This is a genomic window from Enterococcus sp. AZ194, assembly GCF_051713825.1.
GTDB lineage: Bacteria > Bacillota > Bacilli > Lactobacillales > Enterococcaceae > Enterococcus_K.
In genome coordinates this window covers 1605983-1623912 of sequence record NZ_JBIOQR010000001.1, presented here as the reverse complement: position 1 = coordinate 1623912, position 17930 = coordinate 1605983, and the positions used below count along the sequence as shown (strand labels likewise).

The window sequence follows — 17930 nt, the reverse complement described above, 5'->3', positions numbered from 1 at the left end:
ATCATTTTTGCTAAAAATAATTTACTTGACACAATTGCCATTTGGTAGGGCATTATGAATTTTTTTAACTACATAATCCGCGAATCAGTTTTCCCATGCCCGTTGATGTTTTTTCTTTTCCTGTTACATGTCCGTATTGAATGCCTACATGCTCTTCAAAACGATTCCAACGCTTACTAGTCGTATTTCTTAATGCTTGTTGGCAGCGTTTCTTCAACGCGTCTTCCGGTTCTGCTGGTGCATAATCTGTCATCAAGCATTGTTCAATTTCTTTGTTTTTTATACTTGATATCACTCGCACCATGGCTTCAGCTCCACTCTTTGTCCAATAGCGTCCTTGTCGTTTCATTCGATAGCTGTACACTCTATGATTGCTTTCACAGGTGCCTATGCATTTTTGAATCCCAGCTAAATTTCGTTGTTCAAAAGGTTGTAGCCACTTCCAGTTTCTAGTTAAGTAGTTTTCTAATAGACGCAGAGATTCTCGGTTTTTTTCTGTGTCTTGCTCGTCCACTAACAGGCTCGCCGCCGTATCTAACGCTACAACGACCTTGTCCCAACTATAAGCTTGCCAAATAGCCTCCATTAGATACGGCTGTAAATCTTTGAAGTTAGAGAGTCTTTCTTTAATTTTTCGATTAACATGGTACGCGTCTAAAAAGAATTCATGCCGTCTACAATTTCCCGCTAGCTCTTCAAATACATTTTTTTCAAAGCCTGAACCACCATCACTATTACTGATGACAATGGTTTTTTCAAGGCGATACGTGTTTGCTAGGTACTCTTGTGTTTCTTTTAGTGCTTGCTTACGGCTAAGGCTTACAAACTCATGATAATTTTTCAACTGTCTTCGATTTTTCCCGACTGGTCTTGAACCTTCACATACTTGAAATCGATAAATTTCTAATTGGTTTTTTTTCTGACCTTTAATTTGAATACCGTCTCCTTCAATGTAAATCGCTGAAGGTCTTCTCTTTTTATCTTTTCTTTCATCATAGCGTTCTTCCGCCGTTTGTTGGCTTTTAATTTCTTCACCCACCTGTAAGACCAACCGGTTTATTTTTCGATGACTCATGGTGAAGGAAGTCAAGAGTTCTATGGCTTTCTCACTATTCCGATACGTCATTTTGCTGGCAAGCTCCGCAACATTTCGTTTGAGTAAATGACTGTACCTATCATGGCTTTTCAATCCTAAAAAGACATCTAACGCATAAACTGAAGACTCGCCTTCCTTGATGTATCGCCTTCTACGGAATTGAATTTCGCCGAATACTGTCAATAATTTCCGATCGTTCTTTTTTTCTATTTGATACCCTTGTTTTTTGTATTCTCCAATTAAATCATCATCTATTTGTTCAAAGGCCATTGTGATGATTTCTCGGATCAAATTGGCAAGATAAATGACTAATGCTTTTTCTTTTGCAATAAAATGCGATTCACTCTTTAAAATTTCTGCAATTTCGTTTACAATAGTTTCCATGAAGACCATCCTCTTATTGTTATTGGCCGCTAAACCTAACAATTAGAATAATGGTCTTCTTTCTTTTTTTCAAATCTTACCGCAATATATTTTACACTTAGCACTTCAATTGAGGATAGAATCGAAACGGCAAAACGAAAAAAGTGAATAAAAATCAGAAATTACTTTCTAATGTTTATTCACTTTGTTTTTCTTCAAAGGTTGGAACAAACCTTCCTCTATCCCCAGCGTTTGTTCGGATACTCAGAATATAAAAGATACCTAGCTGAGTTATCCTTCACTCTCAAAATACTCGTTAGTTTGAAGTGACAGTCTCAATCGAATTACCAGGGATTTGTGGTGGTAACGACATTGTCATGATGGGTGTTTTATTCAGAACAAAAGTGACTTCTGTTCCTTTTTTTAAGGAAGCCAAAGAGGTCTTTTCACCTAACTGATCCGTTGCCACATTTAAAATGACCCCACCATTTGAGAAAGAGCCAATGATGTTTTCGGGATCGACCTTTGCCGTCACCTCATTTAGAATAAGGCGAAGTTGGTTCTTGTCTTTTTCATTTTCTTTTGCGTCTTCACTTAAGGTAGCCGTGAATTCTGAACGAGTTTGACTTTTATCTTCTGTCGAGCTCATTTCTTTTTCACTACTTTCTTTCGTTGAGCTACTGATTGACTGACTAGTCTCGGTACTTGCTTGAGGCTTTTTTGTTTCGTTTGAACAACCGACCAATACTAGGCCTAAACTAATAGTTAGCAGTGCACATAAACTACTTTTTTTCATTAAGACTCACCTTTCATTCTTAAACAAGTGCGATTGATTTATCCGTTTCGACGATTTTTCCCTGACATCCAAACCTCTTTTGTTAAATAACGAATTCGTTCCATAATCCGCTTGGCTTTTAACGGTTCTTCGTCTCCGCGTTGCGTGACTGACAAATGGTCCTCTAGCTCTTCCATTGAAAAATTAGAAGAAAAGAAGGTTGGCAGCTGTTCTTGCATTCGATATTGTAAAATGACTCCAAAGACCTCATCTCGAATCCAACTACTCATTGCATCAGCACCAATATCATCAATCATTAAGACTTGCGATTTTTTCACTGCATCTAACTTTTCTGCTACTTGATCTTTTCCAATCGCTTGTTTCATCTCCACGGCAAATGTCGGAAAATGCACTAAAGTCGTACTAAACCCTTTAATAGCTAATTCTCCAGCGATGGCACCCAGCAGATAAGTTTTGCCAATACCGAAGCTTCCAACAAGATAGAGTCCTTTATGAAAGGCTTTCTTGTCAGCAGAATAACCTTCGACAAAATCTAGGGCCGCTGAAAGAGCTTCTCCTCGCCCACTGGTATTATCAAATGTATTAAATGAAGCATTTCGGATATCTTTTGGCATATCCATCGCATGAATTCGACTCTTAATTTCTTCTTGGCGACGTCTAGCAATTAAGGCTTCTGTGGGAACATAGGTGACGTCTACATAATGGAAATTCAGCATCAATTGTGGCTCGTAGCCTGGAGCAATCATGGTTGGATCATTTAGTTTATATTTTCTTTTTTCTTGGACAAATTCATAGAGTTTGGCATAGCTTTTTTCAATATCTTCTTCTGTCAGCTTATCTTTGTGCTCAGTTAAAAAGCTTTGAACATCTTCATCTGCTAAAACCTTATCCATCATTTTGGCGAACCGATCTTGATAATTACGTTGTTTGACTATTTTTGAAAGCTCTTTTCCTACGTCTTCCATCAGTCCTCACCTTCCTTCTTTGCGAGATAGTTTTGAAGTTTGCGGTTTATCTCAGCTTGTTTTTCTGGATCCGTTGCAGCTTCCACTTGAGGTTTATTCAACCACTCAGGTAGTTTTTCACGTCGAACGCGTTTTTGAGACGTGCGTCTAGGTGTTGTTTCACTTTTTTTCTTCGCGTCTTCTTTCAGCGTTTTTACGTGACGAATCGCGGCTTCTGATGATTGAATTTTGAGTTGGGACCAGTCATTAGCAATTCGACTGACAAAATTGCGTGTTAAACTAGAATCATTTTTTACGACTAAGACATAATTAATCAAAATATTAATGACACTGTTTTTTAAAGGAGACTCATTAATCAGTTCGCGAATCAGCCACGTTTCATCCTTTGAAACATAACCATTTTTCTGTGTTTTAATTGCCTCCAAATAAATCATTGGCGGAATCGATTCACTCTCTTGAACTAATTGCAATTCTTTTTCACTAAATCCTTCTTGACGTAAGGTATTCCATCGACGGGTCTGCGCATCGGAATCACCAGTTTCTGCCTTTTCGGGTGCTTGCTTTTGACTATTTGGTAGGTTCGCCACCGTTAACAAACGTTGTAACTCTTTTTGATTAAATGCGCCAGAAAGCATATCAAATGAAGGCAAACTCATCTCCACCAATTCTAACTCATCCACGCCATACATGGCATGGTAGACGGTGAAAAGCTCTTTCGTTGATTTGTCCAAAGTCAGTTTACGCCCTAACTTTCTAATCAAAAGCTCTTCAACAAAAGACCAGTTCAGTTGTTCCACTTCATTCGCCAAAGTTTTTTTTGCCTCAGTCGACTGAAACCTTTGAGCGACCTTTTCTAACTCTAAACTTTTCTCAAGCAATTCTTGATTTTGCCAGCCATACACGTCCAAAAACTTTTTAGTAATTGATTGGTACTCACGTAAGTCGACATCAAGCGGTTTTGGTTCAAATCGTTTGACAAGTGTTTGAAATTTCTTTTCTCCAACTGTATTCAACAGGTGAAAAGAAAGAACGGTATCTTTGAAAAACTCCACAGGCTCCATGGGTGTAAGTAGTTTGTAGAGAAAGGTTGTCCCAAGCTCAGGATCTTCTTTTTTATAGGTTTCTAGCAGTCCAATTCCCTCAAGCTTGATTCGAGCTTCGAAAAATTGGGGAATCCCTGCATTAATCATCGTTAATAGTTCCGCATGAAGAGCTTCTTGACTATGGCCTGTAGCTGTCTCAATTTCACTAACCATGGTTAGATATAAAGTCAGTGCTTGAGCACCCATGATAGGCTGATACAGGTAAAGCAATGCTTCATCAGCAAGATTGGTGTTGGGTAAGGACTTGTATAGTTGAAAAATATTTTTAGGTTGGATTTCTTTCCAGGCACTATCCAAGAAAAGGCCTCCTTTTGACTACTCTTTATTTTTATTATCTGCCTTCGCTTTTTCTACGATATCTTGAAGTTCTTTCAAGAAGACAGACATATCTTTGAATTGTCGATACACACTAGCAAAACGAATGTAGGCAATCTCATCTAGATCAACCAGCTCTTCCATAACATACTCGCCAATTAGATTGGTTGAGACTTCATTTTCCCCCAAATTTTGCACACGGTTTTCGACATGATCGACAATTGCTTCCATCTGCTTAATGGCAATTGGCCGCTTTTCAGCTGAGCGGACCAAACCACGCAAAATTTTCTCGCGATTAAATTCTTCACGGTCGCCATTCTTTTTAATAACTAGTAAAGGAGCAGCCTCAATTCGTTCAAAAGTGGTAAAACGAAAACCACAGTTCTCACATTCTCGACGACGACGGATTGCTCGTCCATCATCTGTTTGTCGACTATCTACTACTCGAGAGTTATTATTCTGACATCTTGTACAGCGCATAACCTTCACCTCAAATTCATTATTAGTAAACTTATTCAATGTATGATACCTATCTAGCTTCTATCATACGCTTAATACTCGAATAACGTGTTTTTTTAGACACGAATAGTTGTTGTTGTATTCGTCAAATTTTTTCTATCGGTGACACGTGTATATTATAACATGAAATCCTGTTCTGTCGTAAAAAACTACGTAAAAAAGCGCCTGTAAGGACAATTCTTATTCAGTTTTTAGACATTTTATTCATTTATATACAACTGATTGCCAATTAGCTCATAAATGAGTAAGGAACCATTAAGTATTCGTTGAAAAACACCTTTACAAAGGAAATCAACTTCTTCCTTCTTAGTAAAGGTGTTAATGGTTATGCTATCTAAACTTTTCTTCGATTCCTGTATAGTGTTTCATTCGAATCTCTTCTCTTTGTTGTTTTGAGGAAATATGTGGGGTATCATCAACGGGTTCAAACGGTTCGTTTTTTTGAGGTTGCTTGATTTGTTCTTTAGTAAAGTCTTGCTTTTTTGCAGCAAACTCATCATAGCTATCCTCTAGCTCTCTCAAACGGTCTTTTTTCTTTTGAATTTGAATGGCGGCTTTTTCTATTTGCTCTTTTCCGTCTTCTTCTAACTGTTTGTCATTAAGTAAGTTGCCAATTTTTCCCTTTACAGAACCAATGACTTTCTCCGACTGATCTTTCATTGTGCTCATAAGAACTTCCTCCCTTACTTATTTTTAGAATAACAAAATAACAAGAGAAATAAAAATAATATGCAGCAAAAATTTATGGAAAGATTCTTGTTTCTGTCGTTGAATCTCTATATTAAGCATGGTACTCTAGACTAAGAGATTACTGAAGGAGTATTTACCCATGACACAACAATATCGTTCGCGAAAAGAGATATATCGGAAGAAACCGAAAAAGAAAAATTGGCTGTTTTTTTTACCAATTATTGTTCTTTTTATTGTCGGATCTGGTTACGTGATTAATAGTTTATTGAGCGACTTAAATCCTGAACACAAAGATGCGTATGCACATACACCACTCAAACTTTCTTCAGAAAGAAAGCAAGCTAAACGCTCTTTACTGAAAGAATTAGCTGATAAACAATGGCAAGAAAGTAAAAACTATTCAACAGATGAACAGACCTTTTTTGTTGATAATTTGAAACATGAGGATTCTTTAGGCTTACTATTTAGCCATTTCCCAAAAGATAATGCACCAGATATCGTTACCGGAAAACAAGTTTCTGAAAATTATTCCAAATCATTAACGCGTGTTTATTATAATTTTTCTAGCTACATTTGGAATGAAAAGAAAAAATCTTATGATCAAACCGAATCAAATTCTGGAGAAGCAAGCTTTATACGCTCGGATACAAAAAAGATGCCAACAACGACAGATTTTTTCCCAAGCAATGAAGAGTTAATGCGTTGCCACTTTCTGATTCAGCAAGAAATTTTAAATAGGAGTAAAGACGGGAATACCATTATTGATGAGGTCTTAAATTTGGCTCCTTTCAAAACCGGTGATTTGGTTGTTAATAAAGTCAATGATGTTGGAATTGAAGTGACGTTATCCCAACCAATTGGTGATGTTTCTATGGTGATGCTTCCTTGGGCTGAGTTTTCCCACTACCTGAATTCAAGCTTTGTTTCAAAACAATACTTTCCTGAGCATAAAAATAAACAAGTTGCTCTCACCTTTGATGACGGCCCACGCCCTGAGACGACTGAAAAGTTACTCAAAATTTTGAAAGAAGAAGATGTTCCTGCAACCTTCTTTGTTTTAGGAAGCCAAGCAGAAGCTTATCCCAATGTGTTGAAAGAAATTATTGAGGATGGGCATACTATCGGAAATCATTCCTATGACCATAAAAATCTTACACAATTAACACCGGACGCTATCAAAACGCAAATGCATAGTACAGATAAAACTGTTTATAAGGCAACAGGCCTTCTTCCCAAATATATTCGTCCGCCTTATGGTGCAATGAAGGAATCCATCGCTAAAACGTTAGATCAACCATTGATTCACTGGAATGTAGATACGGAAGATTGGAAAAAAGGCAGTTCTGAAAAGATCGTCAAAACAGTTAATGATCAACTAGAGGATGGTTCTGTTATCTTATTACATGATATTCATGAGAACAGTGTTGATGCAGTCCGACCAATTATTCAATCGTTAAAAAAACAAGGTTACGAATTTACAACTGTGGACACTATTTTTAAGGGACCAAAAAGTCATACGCAATACTTTGGCGGTTCCAGAGAAATTAATGAATTTTAAAAATAGAAACATTTATAGATAATCCAGAGAGTTGATTACAAACGTCAATTTACAAGCAATCAACTTCAACCATATGAGCGTTGAGTCAACAATGTTTCACTCAGATAAATAACAAGGAACGGCTTCTTTATTCGATGTTTATTCATGTAATAGGAGCGTGGGGCAAAATTTCGTCCCACGCTCCTATTTATGGTAAATTCTTAATTGATAAAACCAGAAGTAATGATTGTTCCCACACCGCTATAAGTTTTTTTATATTGGGTAGGTGTTAAATGAACGACTTCTTTAAATTTTTTGCTAAAGTAGTTTGGTTCATTAAAACCAACTCGATGAGCTATTTCATTAACAGTTAAATCGCTTGTCGATAATTCTTTTTTAGCAACCTCTATCCGATAAATCAGCAAATAGAGAGAAAATGTCATTCCCAAAGTATCTTTTACCAATCTACTGGTATAGTCTCTACTTAGATGTAAATAGTCAGAAAGTGTTACTAAGGAAATATCTTCAGCGTATTGATCATGAATATACCGCAAAATTCGGTTTTTCAGATGGAATGAACGAGAGGTATTATGATTATTCCTCACATTTAGCAAAGATATCTGATTAATTGATTGAATCGCACGATCTAATGCATAAATAAAATCAGTTCCAATTGGAGTCAACAAATAGTCAACAATTCCATATCGTAATGCTTTTTGAGCAATTTTAAACTCACCACGTGAAGAAAAAAGAATTGATTTGGTATTTGGATTACTGACAACCAACCGTTTGTGAAGGTCGAAACAGTCAATGCCAATCTCAGTATTAATAATAGCAATCTCAATTTTATGTTTTTTTATTATATTATCCAGTTGTTTATATGTTTGAATTGCTGGAAATAAAATAACATTAGCGAAATAAGCTTCTACATACTGCTCTATCGGTTTAATAGATTGACTATCATGGTCAATGAGTAATACATTGCACATGTTCTTCCTCCTAATTTTTAAGACTACTATAAATAATAAATGTTATTAAAATTCGATAACCATTCGACCATTAATTTTTCCACTGACCATCTCATCAAAGATATCATTGATGTCTTCAATTTGACGCATTTCGACTTTTGGCGTAACTTTTCCTTCTGCCGCAAATTGAAAAGCTTCCGCTAAGTCCGTTCTAGTACCTACTAATGAACCGATGACTTTGATTCCGTCAAGAACTAATCTTGGAATATTAAGATCCATACTTTCAGAAGGTAAGCCAACTGCAACCACAGTTCCTCCCGCTCTAACTACATCAACTGCCGAATTAAACGCATTTTTAGAAACAGCAGTCACTACAGCTGCATGTGCGCCACCAGTAGCTTCTTGTATCTTCTCTACAACATCTTCTTCCACTGGATTAAATACCAAGTCAGCCCCACTACTTTTAGCAAACTCTAATTGGCTATTATTGACATCAATCCCAATTACTTTAGCGTTAAAAACATTTTTTGCATATTGTAGAGCTAAGTTTCCTAATCCACCTAGTCCAAAAATAACAATCCACTGACCAGGTTTTATATCTGATACCTTTACAGCTTTATAAGTAGTAACGCCAGCGCAAGTAATACTACTAGCTTTCGCAGAAGAAAGCTTTTCTGGAACCTTCACTGCATAGTCAGCAGTAACGATACACTCTTCAGCCATACCGCCATCTACTGAAAAGCCCGCGTTTTTTACAGTGCGACATAAACTTTCTTGTCCGTTAATACAATATTCGCAGCTGCCACAGCTTTCAAACATCCATGCAACACTAGCACGATCGCCGATTGCAAGTGAGGTGACATCTTCACCTATAGCAATAACCTTTCCTACTCCTTCGTGCCCTAAGACTCTGCCAGTCACGTCACCAAAGTCGCCATTTTTTACATGCAAGTCTGTATGACAAACACCACAACAATCCATTTTTAATAATGCTTCATTGGGTTTTAAGCTTCTTAAACTTTTTTCTACAATCTCTACAGTTTTATTATTTGAAACTACTGCTGCTTTCATAATCTATCTCTCCTAATTATAAGTCTAAGGTAAGAATTCAACTGTGCACAATCCGGCAAGTATTGAAATTTTTCTCCCTTTAGGTGAGATATTATCATAGAATAGTAAGGAAAAAGGATATTATTTTGTCAAATGTCTATACTATTTTGACTTGTTCGTGAAAAACTGAATAAAGTAGTTTCATTAACGTAATTTCCAGAATCAATTGAGTTCTATAATCCTTGTTATAATCAAGAATTTGATTGAATCGCTAAAGTTTAAATCTTGAATTTTTTTCACTAGAGGCTAAAAGAAAACAATTCTTAATTAGAGTATCTAACAAAAACGTTTATTTTTTTTATATGCTTTAAGCCATTCTAAAATTTGCTGTTCCGTTTCCTCAAAAGTACCCTGATTGTCAAAAATAATATCTGCTCGTTGCTTTTTCTCCTCTATACTCATTTGACTTTTGATGCGTTTATTTGCTTCATACTCAGTTAGATGATCACGCTTCATCAAGCGTATTAATTGCAGTGACTCGGGAATGTAAACGACAGCAACCTGAGTCATATAGACATCATAATAACCTTCGTATAATAAGGGAATATCAACAATGACTAAGGAGGAAAGTCTTTTTTTTGCTTCAATTTGAGCAAGAATTTCTGTTCGGATAAAGGGGTTCAATAGCCGATTTAGAGTTTGTCGTTTCTCGTCTGACTGAAAAACGAGTGCACCTAATTTTTTACGATCTAGCTGTCCCTCAGATGTCAAAATATCTTCTCCAAATTCAATAACAATCGCGGCTAAGCCTGGTGTATTTGGCTCTACAACTAAACGAGCAACTTTATCTGCATCAACAATTGGATAACCTAATTTTTCAAAAATAGCAACCACACTACTCTTGCCTGTCGCGATTCCCCCAGTAATACCTAAGATAAAACTCATCGTACGTTCCTCGCTCTCAACTTCTGACAGTTCGGACAAAAATGGGTGCCTCTTTGCGCGACTTTTGTTTTCACAATGGCTGTCCCACATCTTGAACAGGGCACCCCTGTTTGCCCATAGGCTTCTAGAGCAACTTGAAATTTACCCGCTTCGCCCAAAGCATTTAGATAACTGCGAATCGTGGTGCCTCCAGCTTCTACTGCTTTTTTTAGAACGTCAATAATCGCTAATCGCAAAGTCGCGACTTCTTTTTTAGTTAATGTATCTGCAGGCTGTTCCGGATGAATCTTCGCTTGCCACAACGCCTCATCCACGTAAATATTTCCCAGTCCAGTCACCAATTTTTGGTCCAATAACAGGGGCTTAATCGCTTTATGTGATTTTTTTAGGCCTTTTTCAAATTCAGCTAGCAGAAATACTTCAGGAAGCGGTTCTGGCCCAAGCGTCACCAATGATTTGTAACTTCCACTGGTTCCTTTAGGGATAAGCGCCATCCGCCCAAACTTTCTGACGTCATTGTAGTGTAGTTCGCTACCATCTGTAAAATGAAAAATGACATGGGTATGCTTATTTTCCTGCGCATCTTCAGCATAAAATTCGTACTTGCCTTCCATCCGTAAATGAGAGACTAGCTCCCAGTGCGTTAGCTGAATCAGCAAGTATTTTCCACGACGATGGACCGCTTCGATTGTCTCTCCAGTCAATTCAGTTGCAAATAAATCAGCTTCAGGCTGTTCAATAATTCGTGGCCATCGTACAGTAACCTGTTCAATGGTTTTACCGACAACAAGTCGTTCCAAACCTTTTCGGACAGTTTCTACTTCTGGTAATTCTGGCATACTTTCCCACCTCACAAGGATAATGTTTAGTTATTTAATATGTTATTGTATAAAACGAGGATGAGCATGGGACATAACTTAAAAAGTTATGCCCATGCTCCTATTTCCCGAATAAACGGTGGGCACAGAAGCAACTCCATCTTCACGTTGTTCCGCTCTCAACAACTTCTATGCATGAGACATGCTAGATTTGAAGGTTCGGAAATAAGCTGAAATTCACAAAAATTTGAAGAGCACCACGTAGGAATCAATCAACATCGAAAGAAAGTCTTTCGTGTTTCTTGTCATTTTCGTGGATTCCCTCTTATTTCTCGGAGTTAAACACTTCTGTTCCAACCTCAAGACTCTAGTTCTCGTTTGCGCACATTTTTGAATGAACAATCCCAGAACGCTCGATTTAAATTTCAAGAAAACGACAACAACTTATTTTGCTTCATACCAAGTTTTACCCCAGCTACTATCGGTTACTAGCGGCACATGTAAGGCTACCGCATTTTCCATAACTTCCTTGACTAACTTATCCAGAGTTTCTAATTCCTGTTCAGGAACCTCAAAGACTAACTCATCATGAACTTGTAAAAGCATAGTTGCTTCTAATTTTTCTTCTTTTAAACGTTTGGCTAAATCAATCATCGCAATCTTTAAAATATCCGCTGCACTTCCTTGAATCGGCGTATTAATCGCCGTCCGCTCAGCAAATGAACGAATATTAAAGTTACGAGAATGAATATCTGGTAAATATCTCCGACGATTATACAGCGTCTCAACATAGCCTTTTTCTTTAGCATCAATCACGATATCTTCCATATATTTTTTAACCCCAGGATACTTTTCAAAATACGTGTCAATATATTGTTGGGCTTCTTTTCGAGTAATCCCTAGATTTTGAGAAAGTCCATAGTCAGAAATCCCATAAACAATCCCGAAATTCACCGCTTTTGCTTGTCTACGCATGTTTGGTGTCACATCTTCTGCTTTTTCTATGCCAAAAACACGCATCGCAGTGCTTGAATGAATATCTTGGCCTTCAATAAAGGCTTCTTTTAAATGTTCGTCGTCTGAAATATGTGCTAACACACGTAACTCAATCTGTGAGTAATCAGAGGAATACATCACCCAGTTGGTTTCTCTAGGCACAAATGCTTGGCGAATTTTTCGGCCTTCTTCTAAACGGATCGGAATATTTTGTAAATTCGGATCTACTGAGCTTAAGCGACCTGTTTGTGTTAACGTTTGAACATAACGCGTGTGTACCTTATTATCTGATTGAATGACTTTTAGCAAACCTTCCACATAGGTCGATTGGATTTTCGAAATTTGGCGATAGACCAAAATATCATCAACAATCGGGGCTTGTTCTCGCAATTGTTCCAGCACATCGACTGCCGTTGAGTAACCTGTTTTGGTCTTTTTAATCACTGGAAGCCCCATCTTTTCAAACAAAATGACGCCTAATTGTTTCGGTGAATTTAGATTAAATTCTTCGCCAGCTTCTTCGTAAATTTTTGTTTCGATTTCCTTAAGCTTCGTTGCAAATTCGCCTTTCATCGTGTGTAAACGAGACGCGTCTACTGTGATTCCCGTAATTTCCATATCTGCTAAGATCATCGATAATGGCAATTCCATTTTATAAAATAGGTCCGCCTGATTTTTTTCTTCTAAGTCTTTATTCAGTTTTTCTGATAAGACTTCAATTGCGCTAACCTTTCGAGCTAAATGAGCAAAAAATTCTTCTTCATCTTCTGGGAGTCCGCGTTTGGCTCCTTTGCCATAGACCGCTTCGTCTGAACGAATCTCGGTGTAGCCATAGTGTTGAGCGACCCCTTCAATATCATTGTTATTGTCATTGGTGTCTAATAAGTAAGCTGCTAAAAGCACGTCAAAATCAAGCCCTTGTGTGCGTGTGATATAACGGTTTAACGCAACAAATGTTCGTTTGGCATCATAGACTTTTTTTAACATAGTCGCATCTTCCAACCATGCTTTAAAATGAGGATTCTCAAAAATCGCCAAATCATTAGTGACATAAGCTTTTTTCTTAGTTCCCCAGGCAACACCGACGATATCTTCTTGATGGTAGTTGTCACCAAGCATTTCTACATACAAGGACATATCCGTTGTAAACATCTCTGCGGTATATTCATTAACGACGTCAAAATTGATTTCTTGCATTTCAACGGCTTCTTCTTGAACATTCAATTTGGCTAAAAACTGTTTGAAGTCCATTTCTTTGTAGAACGGCACAAGCTTGTCCAAATCTTTTCCTTCGTATTTTAGTGAGTCGATTGAAAGTTCGATTGGTGCTTGTGTATTAATCGTTGCAAGTTGTTTTGATAAAAAGGCTTGCTCCTTATCGTTAATCAAATTTTCTTTCATCTTACTAGCTTTTAGTTGATCAATATTTTCATAAACCCCTTCGACAGAACCGTATTCCTTTAACAGTTTAATCGCAGTTTTTTCACCAATCTTTGTCACACCAGGAATATTATCCGAAGTATCGCCAGCCAAGCCTTTCATATCGATAATCTGTTTTGGTTCAAGTCCATCGTATTTTTCGGCTACATAACTAGGTGTATAGGTTTCTAAATCACTAACCCCTTTAACGGTGATATCGACTTTTACAGAATCTGTCGTTAACTGTGTTAAATCTCGGTCTCCAGATAAAACGACCACATCGAATTCATCTTTTGGCGCAAGGACAGATAAAGTTCCAATAATATCATCTGCTTCGTAATTATCTAACTCATAGTATTTTACCCCTAAACCTGTTAATAACTCACGAATGTAAGGCATTTGTTCTTTAAATTCGCCAGGAGTCTTTGAGCGACCAGCTTTATATTCGGAATAGATTTCTGTTCTAAAGGTTGTCTTGCCTGCATCAAAAGCAACTAACACATGAGTCGGCTGTTCTTTCTCCATTACATTTTCAAACATATTATTAAATGCGTAAATCGCATTCGTATGCAATCCGTTCTTATTTTTGAAACGCTCCAATGAATTGTGGAGGGCAAAAAAAGCACGGAAAGCCACGCTATTTCCATCAACCAATAATAATTTATTTTTTGTCATAGTTACGACTCCTCGTTTCCTTACTCAATTAAGTACTTATCTATTTTAACAAATATTACCAGTGATTGCGAAAAGAAAAACTGAATCTAGCTTTTCTTAGAATAGAAAAGAGCATGGGACATAACTTTTTGAGTTATGGTCCCACGCTCACTGATGCATAGTCATTGATTCAATTACTTGTTCGCAATATAGCTTTCCAAATCCATCATCGCTTTCTTCACAATATCTGCTGTAATCGTTTCTTTCATAAAGTGAATCGTTTCATCTTCTCTTACGGCGCGAGTAGCAACTTTATCATAATCAGCCTCACTTAGCTGTATATTCATCTCTTGTAAGCAAGTTGGTAAACCCAGTTCATGATAAAATGGCAGAAGAAAGTCAATTTCTTCAAACTTTTGTTCAATAACTAGTTGAACAAATACACCATAAGCGACTTTATTTCCGTGTAGATGCGAATGGCTTTCAGGCAACAACGTCAAAGCATCGTGAATGGAGTGTGCCCCAGCTGTTCTGCCATAGTCATCACCAAACCCACCGACCATGCCGCCCACTAGAATATTAGTTTCGATGACGTTTAAAAAGGCTTGATTTATTTTCTTATCATCCATTGCTTTCAGTGCCTTACTGCTGTCAGTTAAAAGAACATCACGACATTTTTTTGCAGCGAATTCGGCGACTTGAATTTCGATTGGTTGGACCGTTATTTGAGAAATCATGGCATCGGCTTCGTACCACTTTGCTAAGGTGTCTCCGATTCCAGCAATCATCAGATCCTTAGGTGAGTGCAAAAGAACTTCGGGTTCAATCAAAACTAAGGCATTACTGACAGGAAAGACATCGTAGCTTGCCATCGAGCCATCTTCATGATACATCACACTGAGAGGAGTGTAGGCGGCACAAGTTGCCGCTAAAGTTGGCAAAATTAATACAGGGATCCCGGTAACATAGGCAGCCGCCTTTCCTAAGTCAGCTACCTTGCCTCCACCTACTGCAACAATTGCTTCTAAGCCCTCTTTGTGAATCATTTGTGCTAATTCTTGTTTTTTTTCGTTCGTACATTTGCCACCATAATAGACAAAGTGTGTCCTTGTATTTGGTAATTCTGGAAAGTAAGATTTAGCCGCTTCCCAAGAATTTTTGCCATGGAGAACCATGACTTTTTTCAAGTTTCTTCTACTTAAATGCTTTTCCAATTCTTGCCAAGCCTGTTCCTTACATTCATACTCTTGTGGTGCTCCTCTAACGATTAGTGATTGTCCCATTTTTTCTCGCTCCCTTGAGTCAATTCTGTTGGATAAAAATTTTTCAGATTTGTTTGTGAAAAGCTCTTTTCCTTCTACTTAATCTATGATATGATAACTCACATCTAAAAACAATAAATTTTTATACATTTATTCATAGTTTTAGAATATTTATTAGAAAAATAACCAAAAGGAGAGTTATTAAATGAAGAAACCCATCAAGATTTTTGCTCTAATTTTCTCATTATTCATTACATTATCCACCCTACTTCCTACTGTATCTGCGTATGCAGAAGAAAAAGATCCGATTTATGAGGAGGTCCTCAAACGTGGTGAACTGATTGTCGGACTTTCTGCCGATTATGCACCTTATGAGTTTCATGCAGATGTTGATGGAAAAGATACCGTTGTCGGATTCGATGTCTCCATCGCTCAAAAAATCGCTGATGACCTTGGCGTGAAATTAAAAATTGAAGAATTAGGCTTTGATGCTTTATTGGGTGCATTAAAAACTGGGAAAATCGATTTGATTATTTCTGGTATGGCACCCACACCCGAACGTTTACAAGAAGTGAATTTCTCAGACTCATACTTAGTCGTTCAACAACGCGTAATTGTTCGTAAAGAAGATAAAGATAAATTTAAGTCAGTCAATGATTTTGAGGGTGTAAAAGTTGCCGTTCAAAAACAAACGACACAAGAAGTGTTAGCTAACACTGAGTTAGTTGGATCTGTTCCAACGTCTCTTCAAAAAATTCCTGATGTCATCATGAACTTAACGAATAAAAAAGTCGATGCAGCGATTCTTGAAGGTCCGGTTGCCGATGCCTACATTGAAAGAGACAAAAGCTTAGTCTTTGCAGATGTTTCATTTGAAAATGGTGCCAAAGAAACAGCGGTTGCTATTTCAAAAGATGCACCAGTGTTAACAGAAAAAGTTAATGCTTCAATTAAAACAGTCAACGATAATAACTTGTTAGAAGGTTATCAAAAAGAAGCAGCTAAGCTGATGTTTACAGAAGATCAAGGTTTCTTACAAAAGTATGGCAAATTTTATGTTAGTGGTGCGGGTTACACCGTCTTCTTAGCTTTCATTGGTGTGTTGTTTGGTGCTATTCTTGGTGGCGTTCTGGCTCTAATGAAGCTAGCAAAATCAAAAATTCTTCGTGCGCTAGCTGTCATATATATTGAATATGTCCGAGGAACACCGCTCTTAGTTCAAATATTCATCGTTTACTTTGGAACCCCTATTTTATTCCAAGGAATTTCCGTTTTTACAGAATCGATTGGTATAGGCTCAATTGCCTTTGATCTATCCAAAGTAGCAGCTGGTTGTATTGCGTTAGCCTTAAACAGCGGCGCCTATGTTGCAGAAATTATCCGTGCAGGAATCAACGCTGTAAATAAAGGACAATTAGAAGCCGCTCGTTCATTAGGGATGAGTCAAGGACAATCGATGCGTTTTATTATTTTACCGCAAGCGATTAAAAATATCTTACCAGCCCTAGGAAACGAATTTGTGACGGTTATCAAAGAATCATCTGTTGTTTCAGTTATCGGCGTTTCAGAATTAATTTTCCAAGCAGGTAATATTCAAGGTGCCAGCTTTAAACCGTTCTTACCGTACTTAGTCGTATCGTTAATCTATTTTGTGTTGACCTTTACGATTTCACGTCTATTAGGTGCTGCTGAAAGGAGAATGAGTACTAGTGATTAATATTAAAAATTTGCATAAAACATTTGGAAAAAATGAAGTTTTAAAAGGAATCGATTTAGAAATAAAATCAGGCGAAGTGGTCGTTATCATCGGCCCTTCTGGTAGTGGGAAAAGTACCTTTTTACGCTGCTTAAACCTATTAGAACAACCAACAGATGGTGTGATTGAATTTGAAGGACAAAATATTGTGGCCAAGGGAAATGATATTGACAAACTTCGTCAAAAAATGGGCATGGTTTTCCAAAACTTTAACCTTTTCCCTCACAAATCCGTTTTACAAAATTTAACAATCAGCCCGATTAAAGTGAAAAAAGAAAGTCCTGAACAGGCAACAGAAAAAGCACTCGCTCTACTTGATCAGGTTGGCTTAAGAGATAAAGCGGATAGCTATCCTGCCAAACTATCGGGTGGCCAACAACAACGGGTGGCGATTGCTCGAGCTTTAGCGATGAATCCAGATGTTATGTTATTCGATGAACCCACCTCGGCGCTCGATCCTGAGATGGTTGGCGAAGTTCTTGCTGTTATGCAATCTCTTGCGGAAAATGGGATGACGATGGTCGTTGTTACGCATGAGATGGGCTTTGCGCGTGAAGTTGCTGACCGTGTCATTTTTATGGATGCAGGAATTATTCAAGAAGAAGGAACGCCTGAAGAGATTTTTGGTAATCCAACCAATCCACGGACTCAGGATTTCTTAAGAAAGGTTTTATAGGA

General features: G+C 37.6%; 15 protein-coding genes. 3 read left to right on the top strand and 12 right to left on the bottom strand.

What is annotated here, in order from left to right; all coding sequences use genetic code 11:
* Positions 1-64: 64 nt before the first annotated feature.
* The 6 genes from IGI37_RS07570 to IGI37_RS07545 all read right to left on the bottom strand — a co-directional run bounded on the left by IGI37_RS07570 (position 65) and on the right by IGI37_RS07545 (position 5826).
* Entirely contained in the window at positions 65-1480 is a 1416-nt protein-coding gene (locus IGI37_RS07570; RefSeq protein ID WP_438760992.1) for an ISLre2 family transposase, read from the bottom strand.
* A 295-nt stretch (positions 1481-1775) separates the two neighbouring features.
* On the bottom strand, positions 1776-2255 hold the full coding sequence (locus tag IGI37_RS07565) for a hypothetical protein (RefSeq protein ID WP_438760991.1): 480 nt from the start codon (positions 2253-2255) through the stop codon (positions 1776-1778).
* 38 nt (positions 2256-2293) lie between these two features.
* Positions 2294-3220 carry a primosomal protein DnaI gene (gene dnaI, locus IGI37_RS07560; RefSeq protein ID WP_438760990.1) on the bottom strand — a complete coding sequence of 309 codons (927 nt, stop codon included), beginning with the start codon at positions 3218-3220 and terminating at the stop codon, positions 2294-2296.
* Positions 3220-4620, bottom strand: coding sequence for a replication initiation and membrane attachment family protein (locus tag IGI37_RS07555; protein WP_438760989.1), 1401 nt, complete (start codon positions 4618-4620; stop codon positions 3220-3222). Before IGI37_RS07555 ends, dnaI begins: the two co-directional genes overlap by 1 nt.
* 18 nt (positions 4621-4638) lie before the next feature.
* A complete protein-coding gene (gene nrdR, locus IGI37_RS07550; RefSeq protein WP_438760988.1) occupies positions 4639-5118 on the bottom strand; it encodes a transcriptional regulator NrdR in 480 nt (159 codons plus the stop codon).
* Positions 5119-5487: 369 nt separating this feature from the next.
* A complete protein-coding gene (locus tag IGI37_RS07545) occupies positions 5488-5826 on the bottom strand; it encodes a CsbD family protein (RefSeq protein ID WP_438760987.1) in 339 nt (112 codons plus the stop codon).
* A 160-nt stretch (positions 5827-5986) separates the two neighbouring features.
* Here IGI37_RS07545 and IGI37_RS07540 point away from each other — a divergent pair, with 160 nt between their 5' ends.
* Positions 5987-7405 carry a polysaccharide deacetylase family protein gene (locus IGI37_RS07540; RefSeq protein ID WP_438760986.1) on the top strand — a complete coding sequence of 473 codons (1419 nt, stop codon included), beginning with the start codon at positions 5987-5989 and terminating at the stop codon, positions 7403-7405.
* A 200-nt stretch (positions 7406-7605) separates the two neighbouring features.
* Here IGI37_RS07540 and IGI37_RS07535 read toward each other — a convergent pair whose 3' ends face one another.
* The 6 genes from IGI37_RS07535 to IGI37_RS07510 form a co-directional block, all read right to left on the bottom strand.
* Positions 7606-8373 (bottom strand): response regulator transcription factor, encoded by a 768-nt coding sequence (locus tag IGI37_RS07535; RefSeq protein ID WP_438760985.1) that lies wholly within the window; start codon positions 8371-8373, stop codon positions 7606-7608.
* A gap of 45 nt (positions 8374-8418) precedes the next feature.
* The gene (gene adhP, locus IGI37_RS07530) at positions 8419-9423 is read right to left on the bottom strand and encodes an alcohol dehydrogenase AdhP (protein ID WP_438760984.1); all 1005 of its coding nucleotides are present in this window, start codon (positions 9421-9423) and stop codon (positions 8419-8421) included.
* A 315-nt stretch (positions 9424-9738) separates the two neighbouring features.
* Positions 9739-10347 (bottom strand): dephospho-CoA kinase, encoded by a 609-nt coding sequence (gene coaE, locus IGI37_RS07525; RefSeq protein ID WP_438760983.1) that lies wholly within the window; start codon positions 10345-10347, stop codon positions 9739-9741.
* Positions 10344-11186 carry a DNA-formamidopyrimidine glycosylase gene (gene mutM / locus IGI37_RS07520; protein WP_438760982.1) on the bottom strand — a complete coding sequence of 281 codons (843 nt, stop codon included), beginning with the start codon at positions 11184-11186 and terminating at the stop codon, positions 10344-10346. Before mutM ends, coaE begins: the two co-directional genes overlap by 4 nt.
* Before the next feature lie 423 nt (positions 11187-11609).
* Positions 11610-14255 (bottom strand): DNA polymerase I, encoded by a 2646-nt coding sequence (polA, locus tag IGI37_RS07515; protein ID WP_438760981.1) that lies wholly within the window; start codon positions 14253-14255, stop codon positions 11610-11612.
* A gap of 173 nt (positions 14256-14428) precedes the next feature.
* Positions 14429-15517 (bottom strand): iron-containing alcohol dehydrogenase family protein, encoded by a 1089-nt coding sequence (locus IGI37_RS07510; RefSeq protein WP_438760980.1) that lies wholly within the window; start codon positions 15515-15517, stop codon positions 14429-14431.
* 184 nt (positions 15518-15701) lie between these two features.
* On the opposite strand from IGI37_RS07510, the gene IGI37_RS07505 reads away from it, so the two are divergent.
* Together IGI37_RS07505 and IGI37_RS07500 are read left to right on the top strand one after the other, a co-directional pair.
* Positions 15702-17213 carry an ABC transporter substrate-binding protein/permease gene (locus IGI37_RS07505; protein WP_438760979.1) on the top strand — a complete coding sequence of 504 codons (1512 nt, stop codon included), beginning with the start codon at positions 15702-15704 and terminating at the stop codon, positions 17211-17213.
* Complete coding sequence (locus IGI37_RS07500) at positions 17206-17928, top strand: amino acid ABC transporter ATP-binding protein (protein ID WP_438760978.1); 723 nt, start codon at positions 17206-17208, stop codon at positions 17926-17928. The genes IGI37_RS07505 and IGI37_RS07500 overlap by 8 nt, the downstream gene beginning before the upstream one ends.
* Positions 17929-17930: the final 2 nt, after the last annotated feature.

What these genes read in the sequence shown, in the direction of transcription:
- polA (WP_438760981.1), bottom strand. Translation starts at nt 14,255, where the DNA reads ATGACAAAAAATAAATTATTATTGGTTGATGGAAATAGCGTGGCTTTC.
- IGI37_RS07540 (WP_438760986.1), top strand. Translation starts at nt 5,987, where the DNA reads ATGACACAACAATATCGTTCGCGAAAAGAGATATATCGGAAGAAACCG.
- IGI37_RS07545 (WP_438760987.1), bottom strand. Translation starts at nt 5,826, where the DNA reads ATGAGCACAATGAAAGATCAGTCGGAGAAAGTCATTGGTTCTGTAAAG.
- mutM (WP_438760982.1), bottom strand. Translation starts at nt 11,186, where the DNA reads ATGCCAGAATTACCAGAAGTAGAAACTGTCCGAAAAGGTTTGGAACGA.
- IGI37_RS07505 (WP_438760979.1), top strand. Translation starts at nt 15,702, where the DNA reads ATGAAGAAACCCATCAAGATTTTTGCTCTAATTTTCTCATTATTCATT.
- adhP (WP_438760984.1), bottom strand. Translation starts at nt 9,423, where the DNA reads ATGAAAGCAGCAGTAGTTTCAAATAATAAAACTGTAGAGATTGTAGAA.
- coaE (WP_438760983.1), bottom strand. Translation starts at nt 10,347, where the DNA reads ATGAGTTTTATCTTAGGTATTACTGGGGGAATCGCGACAGGCAAGAGT.
- IGI37_RS07535 (WP_438760985.1), bottom strand. Translation starts at nt 8,373, where the DNA reads ATGTGCAATGTATTACTCATTGACCATGATAGTCAATCTATTAAACCG.
- nrdR (WP_438760988.1), bottom strand. Translation starts at nt 5,118, where the DNA reads ATGCGCTGTACAAGATGTCAGAATAATAACTCTCGAGTAGTAGATAGT.
- IGI37_RS07565 (WP_438760991.1), bottom strand. Translation starts at nt 2,255, where the DNA reads ATGAAAAAAAGTAGTTTATGTGCACTGCTAACTATTAGTTTAGGCCTA.
- dnaI (WP_438760990.1), bottom strand. Translation starts at nt 3,220, where the DNA reads ATGGAAGACGTAGGAAAAGAGCTTTCAAAAATAGTCAAACAACGTAAT.
- IGI37_RS07510 (WP_438760980.1), bottom strand. Translation starts at nt 15,517, where the DNA reads ATGGGACAATCACTAATCGTTAGAGGAGCACCACAAGAGTATGAATGT.
- IGI37_RS07570 (WP_438760992.1), bottom strand. Translation starts at nt 1,480, where the DNA reads ATGGAAACTATTGTAAACGAAATTGCAGAAATTTTAAAGAGTGAATCG.